8 protein-coding genes are annotated in these 14,171 nt (G+C 64.8%); 7 read left to right on the top strand and 1 reads right to left on the bottom strand.

Going from position 1 to position 14,171, the window contains the following annotated elements; all coding sequences use genetic code 11:
* Window positions 1-341 precede the first annotated feature (341 nt).
* Entirely contained in the window at window positions 342-2,030 is a 1,689-nt protein-coding gene (locus tag D7Y04_RS09440; protein WP_121759009.1) for a hypothetical protein, read from the bottom strand.
* A 142-nt stretch (window positions 2,031-2,172) separates the two neighbouring features.
* Between D7Y04_RS09440 and D7Y04_RS09435 the strand changes: the two genes are divergently transcribed.
* From D7Y04_RS09435 to D7Y04_RS09405, 7 genes are all read left to right on the top strand, one after another.
* Window positions 2,173-3,675, top strand: a complete 1,503-nt coding sequence (locus D7Y04_RS09435; RefSeq protein ID WP_121759008.1) for a sigma-54-dependent Fis family transcriptional regulator — start codon at window positions 2,173-2,175, stop codon at window positions 3,673-3,675.
* A gap of 67 nt (window positions 3,676-3,742) precedes the next feature.
* Complete coding sequence (locus D7Y04_RS09430; RefSeq protein WP_121759007.1) at window positions 3,743-7,147, top strand: DEAD/DEAH box helicase family protein; 3,405 nt, start codon at window positions 3,743-3,745, stop codon at window positions 7,145-7,147.
* Entirely contained in the window at window positions 7,144-8,682 is a 1,539-nt protein-coding gene (locus D7Y04_RS09425; protein WP_121759006.1) for a class I SAM-dependent DNA methyltransferase, read from the top strand. The genes D7Y04_RS09430 and D7Y04_RS09425 overlap by 4 nt, the downstream gene beginning before the upstream one ends.
* Window positions 8,679-9,893 carry a restriction endonuclease subunit S gene (locus tag D7Y04_RS09420; protein WP_121759005.1) on the top strand — a complete coding sequence of 405 codons (1,215 nt, stop codon included), beginning with the start codon at window positions 8,679-8,681 and terminating at the stop codon, window positions 9,891-9,893. The genes D7Y04_RS09425 and D7Y04_RS09420 overlap by 4 nt, the downstream gene beginning before the upstream one ends.
* On the top strand, window positions 9,890-10,108 hold the full coding sequence (locus tag D7Y04_RS09415; protein WP_121759004.1) for an RNA-binding domain-containing protein: 219 nt from the start codon (window positions 9,890-9,892) through the stop codon (window positions 10,106-10,108). The genes D7Y04_RS09420 and D7Y04_RS09415 overlap by 4 nt, the downstream gene beginning before the upstream one ends.
* A gap of 379 nt (window positions 10,109-10,487) precedes the next feature.
* Window positions 10,488-12,233, top strand: coding sequence for an AAA family ATPase (locus tag D7Y04_RS09410; RefSeq protein WP_121759003.1), 1,746 nt, complete (start codon window positions 10,488-10,490; stop codon window positions 12,231-12,233).
* Window positions 12,233-13,171 carry a hypothetical protein gene (locus D7Y04_RS09405; RefSeq protein WP_121759002.1) on the top strand — a complete coding sequence of 313 codons (939 nt, stop codon included), beginning with the start codon at window positions 12,233-12,235 and terminating at the stop codon, window positions 13,169-13,171. The genes D7Y04_RS09410 and D7Y04_RS09405 overlap by 1 nt, the downstream gene beginning before the upstream one ends.
* The last annotated feature ends 1,000 nt before the right edge of the window (window positions 13,172-14,171 follow it).

Raw genomic sequence — 14,171 nt, 5'->3', positions numbered from 1 at the left:
TCTCCAGAGCCAGTTCCGAACGGCTCCGCAAGACCGAGCGCAACGTCTGAGCCAGCGCCTTTACGAAGGCCCTCATCCGGCCATTCTTCCCGGCCGTAGCCAGCACGCCAGAATTCTGCCGCGCCCCGTAACGGACCGCATGGCATCACAGAAGCACCTACGCACACCTACCCACCTTCGCCCCATCAAGCCCAGCATTCTTCAGCCCCATTTGTAGAACTGTGCATGCAATGACGCGTTCGCCGACGCACGCTTCTCGCCGACCCCAATACCCGGTGTCACAGCTGAACATCGCGGCGGAACTTGGGCATGTCGTGCGGTCTCCTGTCGGTGGGTCAATCTCACGCGGCCTCGCCGCCGCTGGGAAGGGACAAGACCGCGGCGTCGAACGAGCCCTTCGGCAGCGCGATCGGGCTCGCAGCCTCGGCCTCCTCGTCGACCAGTTCCACGTTGAGCGCAGTGAGGGTGCTGCGCGCGTTGCACAGGAGCAGGTCGAGCTTCTTCTGCGCTTTGCGGATCTCGTCGCTGATGCCATCGACGTTCTTGCGGATGTTCTCGCTGTGCTTCTCCATCTTCTCGAGGCGCGACAGCTCGTCTTCGATGCACTTCTCGATGTCGCGCAGAGCGGTGATGTCGCCCTCGTCGCCCACGGTCTTCGTGCGCGTGACGAGGCCGACGCCGAGCAGCACCGCCGCGTGGAGGTAGGCGTCGGTCAGCGGGTCCTGGTCGTCCCAGACCACGAGCACGTTGTTCCCGTAGCGAGCGAAGCGGGGAAACACGTCGCTGGCGTGTGACCGCGCCATCACGAAGACGCCCGCCGCCGCGTCGCGGTTCTTCCGAGCGGCGTCGAGCTCGTCGAGCGCCTTCTGCACCGAGTAGCTCGCGTCGCGCTTGGCCTCGAAGACCACGCCCGCGCCGGCGAACGCGCTCTCCTGCGTGAAGCGCACCACGGCGTCGCCCTTCTTGCTGCGACCGACGCCCGCCGTTGCGCCGGTGGCGTCGAATACGCAGGGCGCGCCCTGTGTCGCGTGGCGAACGAAGGCCAGCACCGCATCTTCGAACACCAACCCGCCGCGCGTCGACTTCAGCTCCTGCGTGCGCTTGGTCTCGATGCGCACCAGCGCTTCGCGCACCTCCTTCTCGAACTGCACCTGCCGCTCCTCCTGGCGCTTCACCAGAGCGAACTGCGCGGTCGACTGCTCCTGCAGCAGCTTCGACAGGCTGGCCTTCAGCATCGCCATCGGCGACGCCGGATCTTCAGGATTCACTGCGGACAAGACCGCGCGCCGCGAGCGCTCCGTCTCACGCACCAGACGGCTCAACAGCGACTGCTCGTCGTTGGCGTCGAGCGCGGCGAGGGCCGCCGAGAGCTGCTTCTGGCGGTCCTCATCGGCGCCCTTCAGCTCCTCGCGCAGGCTCTTGAGGAAGCGCGCCACAGCACCGTCTTCGGCGAGCGGGTCGAGCGCGCGCACCAACTCGGCGTGGCCCTCGCCCATGACGGCGCGGAGCTGCGACTCGAGCACCTTCACGAGGCCGGTGCTGTCGGTGGGAGAGAGCTTCTTGAAGAGGGGGCTGGTCTCGCCTACCTGCTTCGCCAACGTCTCAGCGAGGACGCTGCCCTGGGGCCCGAGGAACTTCTGGAGCTGTCGCGCCAGCACGCCCTGGTCGTCGACGAAGGCCGAGAGGCGCTGCGTGACCTGGCCGTCCTTCGGGTCGAAGAAGCGCGTGAGCACCGCGCCGATGGTCTGCTGCTGTTGCTCCACGTAGACCTTGAGCTGCCGGTCGATGTCGCAGAGGAGCGCCGTGCCGACGTCCTTCAGCTTCGACTCCTGCGCGGCCGCGTGAGCATTCGCGAGCGCACGCAAGCCGATGGCCCACGCGTCGTGCGCGAGCTGGTCGCGCGCGGCGGCATCGAGGTCGCCGAACAGCGTGACACTGTCGGGTCGACGGTCGCGCATGTCGATGGCGACCTCCTCGGCGGTGGAGAGAACGGAGACATGCAGGGGCTGGAAGCGATTCGAGTTCGTCATGGTAGCGGGGCTCGTTGCGGCTCTCGTGCCAACCAGCTATGGCCGCTGCGCTCCACGTGGTCAGCGTCTTTTCGGGGTGTTACGGCCCGAAGAAGCAAGAAGACCTCTTGTTGTACCGTAAGTGTTCTTGTAGCGTTCCCAGGTGCGCAAGGTCCTCGTCGCCTGGATCGGCAAGACCGATCTCCGAGCGCCCGCCGAGAGTGAGTCGGTGGGCCAGGGCCCGATCGCGCAGGCGCTCACCAGCCGAGAGTTCGACGAGGCCTTTCTCCTTTCCGACTACGACGACAAGCTCGTCCAGCCGTACTTGAAGTGGCTCAAGGGCCGCACGAGTACGCGCGTCGGCATCCTCCCATCCAAGCTCTCGGGCCCCACCAACTTCGGCGAGATCTACGAGGCCGCCGTGCGCGGTGTGGAGCATGCCCTCGGCAAGGCCCGAGACGCCCAGCTCTCATTCCACCTTTCGCCCGGGACGCCCGCGATGGCGGCAGTGTGGATAATCCTCGGCAAGACCCGCTTCCCCGCTGAGCTGGTCGAGTCCTCGCGCGAACAGGGCGTGCGCACCGCGTCCGTACCCTTCGACCTCTCGGCCGAGTTCCTGCCCGACCTGCTCCGCGAGCAGGACGAGCGGCTGAAGCAGACCGCCACCGGCACGCCGCCCGAGGCCCCCGAGTTCGCCGACATCCTCCACAAGAGCCGTGTCATGAGCCGACTCATCGAGCGCGCCCGGCGCGTCGCCATCCGCAGCGTGCCGGTGCTCATCGAGGGCGAGTCGGGCACCGGCAAGGAACTGCTCGCGCGCGCCATCCACCGGGCCAGCCCTCGGCGCGACAAGACCTTCATCGCCGTCAACTGCGGCGCTATCCCCGCCGAGCTGGTGGAGTCCGAGCTGTTCGGCCACGAGAAGGGCTCGTTCACCGGCGCCCACTCTCAGCGTAAGGGCCACTTCGAGGAGGCCCACGGCGGCACCCTCTTCCTCGACGAACTGGGCGAGCTTCCCGGGCCCGTGCAAGTGAAGCTGCTGCGCGCCATTCAAGAGGGCGAGGTGGTCCGCCTTGGGGCCAGCAAGCCCACCAAGGTCGACGTGCGCATCGTAGCAGCCACCAACCGCACGCTGACCGAAGAAATCTCCTTAGGTCGATTTCGCGAAGACCTCTTCTACCGGCTGGCCGTGGCCGTCTTGAAGCTGCCTCCGCTGCGCGAGCGCCAGGGCGACGTGGGCATGCTTATCGACCACCTGTTCGCTCAGGTGAACCGGGAGGCCGAGAAGGAGCCGGGCTTCAAAGAGAAGAAACTTTCCGCAGGTGCAAGGAACCTTCTTCTTTCGCACCCCTGGCCAGGCAACGTACGCGAGCTGGGCAACACCCTGCGCCGCGCCGCCATCTGGAGCGACGGCGTTGCCATCTCGTCGGAAGACGTGCGCGAGGCGCTGCTCCCTGTGGCCTCCACCACGCGCCCCGAAGTGCTCGGGCGGCCCCTCGGCGGCGGCTTCAACCTGCGAGATTTGTTGAAAGAAGTCGCGCGCCACTACCTACAACGTGCGATGGATGAAGCGCAGGGAAACAAGACAAAGGCGACGGAGCTGGTGGGCCTGCCGAGCTACCAGACGTTGACGAACTGGCTGAAGACCTACGAGGTGCAGGGCTGATGGCACGAACGTTGAAATGCGGCCCAGCATGCTCAACCAACGCACTGCAAGAGAGGAGGTCCCGCACATGAAGTCCGTGAACTTTGAGTTCCTGCGGGCTCGCCGCGCGGTGCTGGCCGATCTCGCTGGCTTCGCCGAGCGCTACGCACATGACGACCCCGCGAGCTCACTCATCAAGCAGCGCAGCTTCGTGGAGTACGCCGTCGCGGCCATCTACGAGGGCTATCGACTGCGACCGCCCTACTCCGACAACCTGAACGACTTGATGAACGAGACCGCCTTCCGCCAGGCGGTGCCCGAGGTCGTCCAGAACAAGCTCCACGCCGTGCGAAAGGCGGGTAACCACGCTGCGCACCCGCGACGGCCCATCACCAGCCGGCTCTCGCTGGAATGTCTCGCGCAGCTCTTCGACATCGCGCGCTGGTTCTTCGTGCAGCTCGATGGCGGAAAGCTGGAGGCCACGCCGAAGTACGTGCCGCCGCCGCCCGAGCCGGTCAGCGCCACCAAGACCAAGGACTCACTCGAGAAGCTGCGACTCGCCGAGGCCAAGTACGAGTCGGTCCTGAAGCAGCTCGACGAAGAGACCAGGAAGCGCCTCGAAGCCGAGCGCGCAGCGACAGAGGCCACGCGCACCGCCGAGGCGAACGCCAGCGAGCTGACCAAGCTCCGCGAGGAGGGCCAGAGGGTCGCCTCTGCCCTGGAATTCAACGAGGCCACCACGCGCCGCCGCCTCATCGACCAGTCGCTGCTCGCGGCGGGCTGGAGCGTCGGCATCGACGGCAAGAACACCGAGCAGGTGCGACAAGAGGTCAGGCTCACGGGCCTGCCCACACCGAGCGGCAACGGCTTCGCCGACTACGTGCTCTATGGCGACGACGGCAAGCCGCTGGCCGTCATTGAGGCGAAGAAGACCGCAAAGGACGCGAGAGCAGGTGCCGAGCAGGCGCGTCAGTACGCCGACGCGCTCGAGAAAGACACGGGCGTTCGTCCCGTCATCTTCTTCACCAACGGCATCGACATCTTCCTCTGGGACGACGCGCAGAAGTACCCCTACCGCAAGATCTACGGCTTCTATTCGAAGGACAGCCTTGAGTACCTGGTGCATCAGCGCACCGGGAAGAAGGCGCTCGCCCACGTCGAGCCGGACCTCGCCATCGCTAACCGCCTGTACCAGCTCGAGGCGGTCAAGCGCGTGTGTGAGCGCTTCGGCGGCAACTTCCGCAAGTCGCTAGTGGTGCAGGCCACTGGCACCGGCAAAACGCGCGTCGCCATCTCGCTGTGTGACGTGCTGATGCGCGCGGGCTGGGTCAAACGCATCCTCTTCCTCTGCGACCGCAAAGAGCTGCGCCGTCAGGCCGACCGCGTCTTCAAGGAGTTCATGCCCGGCGAGCCGCGTGTCATTGTCGACGCAAGCACCGCCAACGACCGTGACAAGCGCATCTACCTCGCGACGTACCCCGCGATGATGAAGGCGTACGAAGACTTCGACGTCGGCTTCTTCGACCTCATCATCGCCGACGAGTCACATCGCAGCATCTACAAGAAGTTCCGCTCGCTCTTTCAGTACTTCGACGCGCTCGAAGTGGGGCTCACCGCGACGCCGGTGAAGTTCATCGAGCGCAACACCTACGAGCTGTTCGGCTGCGAGAACGGCGACCCCACGTCGGCCTTCGATTTCCAGCAGGCCATCGAGTCGAAGCCGCCATACCTCGTGCCCTTCCGCGTGATGCAGGTGAGCACGCAGTTCAGCCGCGATGGGTTCAAGTACACGCAGATGAGCGCCGAGCAGCAGGAGCAGCTCGAAGACCAGGACCCGCAGGCCCAGGCCGTCGACTACGACAGCGAAGACCTCGACAAGTACTTCTTCAACAAAGACACCACGCGCGCCATCTGGCGCTCGCTGATGGAAGGCGGCATCCGCGAGGCGACTGGCCAGCACGTCGGCAAGAGCATCGTCTTCGCGCGCAGCCACCTGCACGCGGTGCACCTCGCCGAAGTCTTCAGCGAGTTGTACCCGCACTACGGCTCGGCCTTCTGCCGCGTCATCGACAACCAGGAGGCGAAGGCCGACCAGCTCATCGACGACTTCAAGAGCCCCAACAACGAGCTGACCATCGCTATCTCGGTCGACATGCTCGACACCGGCATCGACGTGCCCGAGGTCGTCAATCTCGTCTTCGCCAAGCCCATCAAGTCGTACGTGAAGTTCTGGCAGATGATCGGCCGCGGCACGCGTCTGAGAAAAGACCTGTTCGGCCCGGGCAAAGACAAGACCGAGTTCCTCATCTTTGACCATTGGCAGAACTTCTGGTTCTTCGACGAGAAATACAAAGAGGCGCAGCCCACGCCGCAGAAGTCGCTGCTCCAGCACCTGTTCGAGGCGCGCGTGGATCTGCTGCAGGTCGCCATCGACAAGATGGACGATGCCGCGATTGGCATCGCAGAGCAGCAGGTGCTGGGCGACGTGCGCGCGGTGCAGGGCACGGACGCCATCGACGCGCGCGACAAGTGGAAGGAGCTCGATCAGCTCGCCAATGGTGACCGCATCCATCACTTCGCCGCCGCCACCAAGGCCGACCTGCTCTCCATCGTTGCGCCGCTCCAGCACCTACGCAGCATTCGCGGCGACGAAGACGCCTACCGCTTCGATCTGCTGATGACGCGCCTGCAGGTCGAGTTCCTCAAGGGTGGCCCCACCGCACCGAAGGTTCAGGACCTGAAGGGTCGCGTCGAAGAGGCCGTGGAGCTGCTCGCGAAGAATCAGAACCCGGTGAAGGCCAAGGCAGACTCCATCAAGCAGGTGCGCAACAAGGACTTCTGGACCAGCGTCGAAGTGCAGCACCTCGAAGGGCTGCGCAGCGAACTGCGCTCGGTGATGAAGTACCAGCAGCTCCCCACCACGACGCGCGTGGCGCCGCAGGTCTTCGATGTCACCGACGACGGCCACATCGCGCAGGTCTACATCCCGAAGCTCGAAGGCTTGAACCTCGTCGAGTACCGCACGCGCGTGGAGAGGGTGCTCAAAGAGCACTTCGCGAACAACCCCGTGCTCTTGCGCATTCGCGCGGGCCAGGCGGTGCAGGAGGCCGAGTTGGAGGACCTAGCGAGGCTCGTCTTGCAGGTCGACGACAAGGCCAACGTCACGCACCTCGCGGGGCACGATCCGGAGACGCGGTGCTCGCTGCTCTCTGTATTCCGTGGCCTCGTGGGGCTCGACGCGGTAGCGGTGGAGCAGGCGTTCACCACCTTCGTGCATGCGCATCCACGCCTGACCTCCCAGCAGCTTCGCTTCCTCTCGGTGCTGCAGAACTACATCTCCCAGAACGGTGGCATCGAGCTCGATCGCTTGTACGCGCCGCCGTTCACCACCCTCCACGCCGAGAGCGTGGACGGCATCTTCAGCGACCCCGGAGACGTTGACGAACTGCTGGCCATCTTGAGCGTCTTCGAGCCGAAACGAGTGAGTGCATGAGTACCCTGACCACGCAGCAGAAGAGCGACATCGACAAGCTCTGGACCGAGTTCTGGACCGGCGGCATCACCAACCCGCTCACCGTCATCGAGCAGATCTCGTTCCTCATGTTCTCGCGGCTGCTCGACGTGATGGAGATCACCGGCGAGCGAAAGGCCGAGCGCCTGAAGAAGGACTTTCACGGCCGCTTCAACGGCCCGAACGACCCGCGCCGCTGGAAGAACTTCAAGCAGAAGGACGCCGCCGCGATGCTGCGCGTGGTGCGCGACGAGGTCTTCCCGCACTTTAGGAAGCTCAACGGCGGAACCACCTTCGCAGAGTACATGGAGAGCGCGCAGCTCATGATTCAAGGTCCGAGGCTGCTGGTCTCGGCAGTGAACATGATCGACAAGCTGCCGATCATCGAGGGCGACGCGAAGGGCGACCTCTACGAATACCTGCTCAGCAAGCTGTCGACGGCGGGCATCAACGGCCAGTTCCGCACACCGCGCCACATCATCCGCTTCATGGTGGAGCTGCTGGAGCCGAATCCCACCGAGACCATCGGAGACCCGGCCTGCGGCACGGCCGGCTTCCTCGTTGGCGCGATGCAGTACCTGCTCGAGACGCACACTTCGGCGGCGGGCAAGCTCAAGGGCGAGAACGGCGAGACCATCTACACCGGCGACAAGCTGGAGCCGTACCGCGCGCACATCCAAAACGGCATGTTCCACGGCTTCGACTTCGACGCGACCATGCTGCGCATCGCGTCGATGAACTTGATGCTCCACGGTGTCGACAACCCCGACATCCACTACCAGGACACGCTGTCGAACAGCTTCCCCGAGAAGTTCGCCAAGCAGGCAAGCAACGGCTTCGACGTGATTCTCGCCAACCCGCCGTTCAAGGGCTCACTCGATGAGGGCGGCGTTCACCCCACACTGACGCAGGCGGTGAAGACCAAGAAGACCGAGTTGCTCTTCGTGGCGCTCATCCTGCGCATGCTCAAGAAGGGCGGGCGCAGCGCGACCATCGTGCCCGACGGCGTGCTCTTCGGGTCGAGCAAGGCGCACACGGCGCTGCGCACCATGCTGGTGAAGGACAACCAGCTCGAGGCGGTGATCTCGCTGCCGAGCGGCGTGTTCAAACCGTACGCGGGCGTGTCGACGGCAATTCTCGTGTTCAGCAAGGGCGGCAAGACCGACCACGTCTTCTTCTACGACGTCGGCGCCGACGGCTTCTCGCTCGACGACAGGCGCACGGAGTCGGGGCCCGACAAAGGGGCGCTCGGACCGACCGCCGAGAATGACCTCTACGACGCGCTGGAGTGCTGGCGAAAGAAGAACGCGAAGAAGGACACGGACAGAACCGCCAAGCACTTCATGGTGCCGGTGGCCGACATCGCGGCCAAGGACTTCGACCTCTCGATCAACCGCTACAAGGAGGCGAAGCACGAAGAGGTCAGCTACGAGCCGCCGAAAAAGATCATCGCTAAGCTGCGCAAGCTCGAAGCGGAGATCGCGAAGGATCTGAGCGAGCTGGAGGCGATGCTGTGAGTGTCGTCGAGCAGTCACTTGGTGAAGTGATCCACTATCTGCGCGGCATCACGTTCAAGCCCGAAGAGAAGGTGGAGCCTGACGCAGACGATGCAGTGGTCTGCATGCGGACGAAAAACGTTCAAGAGGGTCTTGACGAGTCGGACCTTATTGCTGTGCCTGCTTCGCTCGTGAGACGAGACGAGCTGTACCTGCGCGCCGGAGACATTCTCTTGTCCAGCGCAAACAGTTGGAACCTCGTGGGCAAGGTCTGCCGTGTTCCACAGCTTCGGTACAAAGCAACGGCTGGTGGATTCATCTCCGTCGTGCGTCCACGCGAGAATGTGGATAGCCGCTTTCTGTACCACTGGCTCGCTAGCCCTGATGTTCAAGAGCGAATTCGCGGGTGTGCGAGACAAACCACCAACATCTCGAATTTGAGTGTCCCGCAGTTCGAGCAGCTTCGAATTCCCGTCCCGCCGCTCGCGGAGCAGCGGCGCATCGCCGACATTCTCGACAAGGCCGACGCCATCCGCCGCAAGCGCACGGAGGCCATCGCCCTCACCAAGGAGCTGCTCCGCTCGGCGTTCCTGGAGATGTTCGGCGACCCCGTGACCAACCCCAAGGGCTGGCCGGTGAAACCGTTCGCTGAACTGGTTAGCGAAACCCAACTCGGGCTCGTTCGTGCCGCTGCTGAACAAGGAGACGATCGGGCGTACTCCTACGTGCGCATGAATGCCATCCGCAGCGATGGTCATATGGACCTGTCCAACTTGACGCGTGTGGATGCCAGCGAGGACGAAGTCGAGAGTTCCAGGTTGATGGACGGCGACTTCCTCTTCAACACGAGGAACTCTCGCGAACTTGTAGGTAAGGCCGCCGTCTATCACGGCGACGGGACGCACCTCTTCAACAACAACATTCTTCGAGTGCGTTTCCGTTCGGGCGTCGAGTCAGATTTCGTCAGCGCCTACTGGCAAACCAGTGCCGGTCAGCAGCACCTGGAAGCACGCAAGGCAGGGACGACGTCCGTGTTCGCGATCTACTACAAGAGCCTTGCAACGCTTCCCGTGCCGGTGCCTCCGGCCCACGCTCAAGCCAAGTACGCTGACGTGTGCGCAGCGACTCGTAAGCACCTTCGTACGGACGAAGCGTATGTCGAGGAGGCCGACACCCTCTTCAACTCCCTCGTCGCCCGGGCTTTCTCCGGCGCGCTGGAGGCCTCGCGGTGACCACCTCGCGCTCCACCGAGTACCTCGTCGGCCTCGTGCGCGAGCTGTGCAAGCTGCCGCATGAGACCGAGTGGGTGGAGCTCAAGGAGAACAGCGCCGAGCCGCACCTCATCGGCAAGTACCTCTCCGCGCTCGCGAACGCCGCCGCGCTCAAGGGCAAGGCCTTCGCCTACTTGCTGTGGGGCGTGCGCGACAGCGATCACGCCATCGTCTGACCAACTCGTCGCTGCGCGAGCGCTTCGGCATCGAGGCGAAGAACGCAGCCATCGCCTCGCGCCTCATCCGTGACGCGCTGGATGCCGGTTTGGTGGTTCTCGAAGACAAGGCCGCCGCCAAGAGCGAGCGCCGCTACCTTCCGTGGTGGGCACGCGGGGGGTATGGCGTCCAGGAGCGGAGGCCGCCGGTGAAGGGCCTTTTGGCGGAGAGGTCACCGAGTACGCGCCGCCGGCCCGATTCCGTCGTAAGAACGGGGATTTGGGCATTTGACGGGCATTTGATGGCGCGGCGCCAACGGTGCCGAGCGACACGGCTTTCTGCAATAGTCTGGAGCGCTTGGGCATTTGACGGGCATTTGCTACCCCCGCAGGAGACCTCATGCTGACCTCCCTCGAGCTCGAGAACTTCAAGGGCATCGCCGCCCGCCAGCGCATCGACTTCGCGCCGCTGACCCTGCTCTTTGGCGCGAACAGCGCGGGCAAGAGCAGCATCCTACAAGCGCTCGTCTACCTGCACGAGCTGATCGAGCACGGGGCGGCTGACGTTGACCGCACCGAGCTGGGCGGTCATGTGCTCGAGCTCGGCGGCTTCGCACGCCTCGTCCACCAACACGACACTTCGCGCGGCATCGTGCTGCGCGCGGAGTTCGCCACGCCTGGCGGGCTGGAACGCTTTGGGCGCGACCTAACCGACTTCCCGTTCCCCGACCTCGACGACGAGGTAGAAAGCGCGTGGCTCGAGCTGACGGTCCAGCACCGCGCCACGACCACCTTCCGAGGGCCGATCGTCAACAAGGTGCGCATCGGCGTGAACGGCGACGCCGAGCCCCTGGTGTGGCTGGAGGTCGGCGCTACGATGCGCGAAGGCGAGCCGCTCCACGCCCGCGTGAACCTCGGTCATCCGCTCCTCGCGACCGAGACGCGCGAGCGGCCTGGCGGGTACGCGATCGACGCCGATGGCACGGAGCGCCCGTTCACCGCCCAACACGCACCGGCGGAGGTCACCGAAGCCTGGGAGCAGATCGCCATCCCCGAAGAGGAGCTGCATCGGGAGCTGGAGGCCGAGGGCATTGGCTACGGTGGGGGAGCTGGCGCGGGCGCCGGGCTCGGAGACGGGAGCGGCTTCGGCGACGGCCGCTCGCTACCGGTGTTCGCGCTCGCTCGTGCGCGGACATCTGCGCTGCCTGCACCGGGGGATCCACTGCGGGTCGTGGCCGCGGGAGACATCGAGGGAGACAAGGAGGAACTCGTCTCGCTCAGTCTCAAGCCTCCGTCCGACGAGGTGAAGCGGCAGGTCGACGCGCTGGAGGCTTCAGTTGCTCTCCGAGAGCGCGCGGCGCGGGAGGTTCGCACGTTCTTGGAGATGGTCATGCTCGGCACGACGTCGCAACTCGCGGGCTTCCTCCGGGACGCCCAGTACATCGGGCCGCTGCGAACGATCCCCCCTCGCGGCTTCCTGTACGAGCGCGCTGGCCGCATCACGAGCTGGGCAGACGGCCTCGCCGCGTGGGACCTGCTCCTCGCCGACCGACTCACGCTCGTCGAGCGGGCCAACGAGTGGCTGCGAAAGCTCAACGTCGGCTGCAAGGTCGTCGTCCAGCAGCTCTTCGAGGGCAACGCCGACGCCGAGCACGTCGCCACAGGCCACGTCGACAAGACGGTGCGGCGCCTCTTGCTCGACACGGGCGCGGGGTCGTTCGTGCTGCCGTCGGAGGTAGGCGCCGGCATCTCGCAGCTCATTCCCGTGGTGGTCGCGGCCATCGAAGGACGAGGCGGACTCTCTCTTGTCGAACAGCCAGAGATTCACGTTCATCCGGCCGTGCAGGTCGGGCTTGGCGACTTGCTCATCGAAGCGGCGACCCGTGAAGGGCAGCGCAGGATCATCTTTGTCGAGACTCACAGCGAGCATCTGCTCCTGCGGGTGATGCGGCGCATGCGCGAGACTCACGAGGGAATCGTGCCCGAAGGCGTCCGCCCGGTACATCCCGGTGATGTCTCCGTGGTGCTCGTGGAGAAGGACGGATCGCGTAGCATCAGCCGCAAGATGCCGCTGAACAATCGCGGAGAGCTGGTCAAGGCTTGGCCCGGAGGGTTCTTCGAAGAAGGCCTTCGAGAGGTGCTGTGATGGCGTTACTCGCCGAGTACGCGCTCACGCCGGACGTGTTCGATGTGGCGGCCCACAGCAGCGAGGAAGTGTGCGGGCTCCACTTGCAAGCGCTCAAGGACGTGCTCCTCCACGAAGGACTCGTTCGCAATCTACGCGCCGGCGAGTGGGCAAAGGCCTTCGACGACTCGTCGCGGCCGTGGCATCAGCGAGGCAAGGAGCTGCTGAAGAAGCTGCAGACGCAGCAACGCATCGTCCTCGCCGACGCAGCCGCTGCCACGGCACCGCAGACCGACGCCCAGTGGTGCGCCGAGGCGCTCGCGAGCCACTCGGCGCGCCCGCTCGCTGGCGTGATCGCAACCGATGCCACTGCAGCCCCGCACGCTCGCAACGCCATCGTCAGCTCCGTGAGCAAATTGTCGAGCGCGCCTTGGTGGGCCTCGCGAAGCCCCTCGCTGCGCCTTGGTCGAACGCTCGTGGACTACGAGGCTTCCCTCGCGCCAGTACTGCGGCACGCCAACTCGCTCATCTTCGTCGACCCATTCATCGACCCCACGGATCGCCACCAGTACAGCGACCTCATGAAGATCCTGACGAGCCTGCGGGTTCGAACCGTGAAGCCGCTCGTCGAGATCCATCGAGCGGCCTGGTACGGCGGAGGCAACGACAAACGCCCTAAGGTGAACGACGTGGTCGCAGCGCTGACGCCGGAAATCAGCGCTGCGGCCAAGACCGCAGGTCTCTCGGTCGACGTCTTCCTCTGGGACGACATCCACGACCGCTACCTCATCACGGATCTCATCGGCATCAGTCTGCCGTACGGCTTTGGCACGACGAGGGCGCCCAACGTGCAGACGACCTGGACACGCCTCGGACGCGACGACCGCGATGCCGTTCAGCGCGACTTCGACCCTGCTCGTCGCTCACCTCGACACCGCTTCACCGTGAAGGGGACGTGATGGCGATCGAGCGACTCGACAATGCCACCCTCGAAGCCTGTAGCGGCGCAGGGGGAAGGTGGAGCACCGGGAAGCGGCAGCGGGGCATACCGAGCTGCTGCTGCGCGCGGCCTGGCTCGACAACGCCTGGAGGCCTGCCCTCGCAGGGCCGTGGAGGTCGGCCGAGCGGGCCGCGAGTGGCCACAGGAGCCCCAGGATAGGGCCTCGCTCGTCCCAGGTCCCGAGCACGCGTCGCGGCCATGCGCCCTTCACCTACCCCATGCTTCGCCCTCGAGCCCACGCCCACCGCCACCACGTACTTTTTGTGAAGTCGACGCCGAGAGGATCAGCACCATGGACGGCAGGTCACCCACCATGTGTTTTGCGGACATTCAATCGGGCCCCGATTGAAGGGGGCCCCAGCCTTCCTCCTTGAAACTACTTAATATTGCTCGGCTTTCTACCCCTCATAGAGTTTGAGTCTTCTCAGAGAAAAGCCGAGAACGAGTTCGAGCAGGGCTTCATTCGGGGAGCTGAACGAAGGGCCCTACCAACCGGTAGGGCCCTTTTGTTTTACACGGGCCTCGCGATGAAAATCGCGGGGCCTTGGTGCTTAAGCCGCTGAATCCCAAGGGATTCTGGCTCGCGGTGCTGAAGAGGGCGCTCTCGGCCCTCTACCCCGCAGAGCGAGACGCCTCCTCTCCTTCGCCACCGATTGGGCTCTCTGGACCGCTCTTTCACCCGTTTTGGGGAGAGAGAGGCCGAGAGCGGTTAACAGTTTTGTTAACCACCGCGGGCACCCGATTCTGACAATCCCTGGCTTTCGATGTCGTACCTTCCAGGGTTACGTCATTTCCCTCTTTCAGAAGGCCCAAAAAGGCCACCTGTTAACCGAGAGCGCGAGAACTCAGCCACGCCTTACTGAGTTCTCACGAATTCCCCACACACTGCTGCCCCGCGAGTCTCGTGGCCGACGCCCCTGCCGAGTTCCTAACTCTCGCTCCGCGACGCAACCGGCTGC

It is taken from the genome of Corallococcus sp. AB038B (assembly GCF_003668955.1).
Taxonomy (GTDB): domain Bacteria; phylum Myxococcota; class Myxococcia; order Myxococcales; family Myxococcaceae; genus Corallococcus; species Corallococcus exiguus.
This window is presented reverse-complemented; position numbering and strand designations above follow the sequence as displayed.

Excerpts from the sequence above, each read along its gene's own strand:
- D7Y04_RS09410 (WP_121759003.1), top strand. The coding sequence starts at position 10,488 with ATGCTGACCTCCCTCGAGCTCGAGAACTTCAAGGGCATCGCCGCCCGC.
- D7Y04_RS09430 (WP_121759007.1), top strand. The coding sequence starts at position 3,743 with ATGAAGTCCGTGAACTTTGAGTTCCTGCGGGCTCGCCGCGCGGTGCTG.
- D7Y04_RS09405 (WP_121759002.1), top strand. The coding sequence starts at position 12,233 with ATGGCGTTACTCGCCGAGTACGCGCTCACGCCGGACGTGTTCGATGTG.
- D7Y04_RS09425 (WP_121759006.1), top strand. The coding sequence starts at position 7,144 with ATGAGTACCCTGACCACGCAGCAGAAGAGCGACATCGACAAGCTCTGG.
- D7Y04_RS09440 (WP_121759009.1), bottom strand. The coding sequence starts at position 2,030 with ATGACGAACTCGAATCGCTTCCAGCCCCTGCATGTCTCCGTTCTCTCC.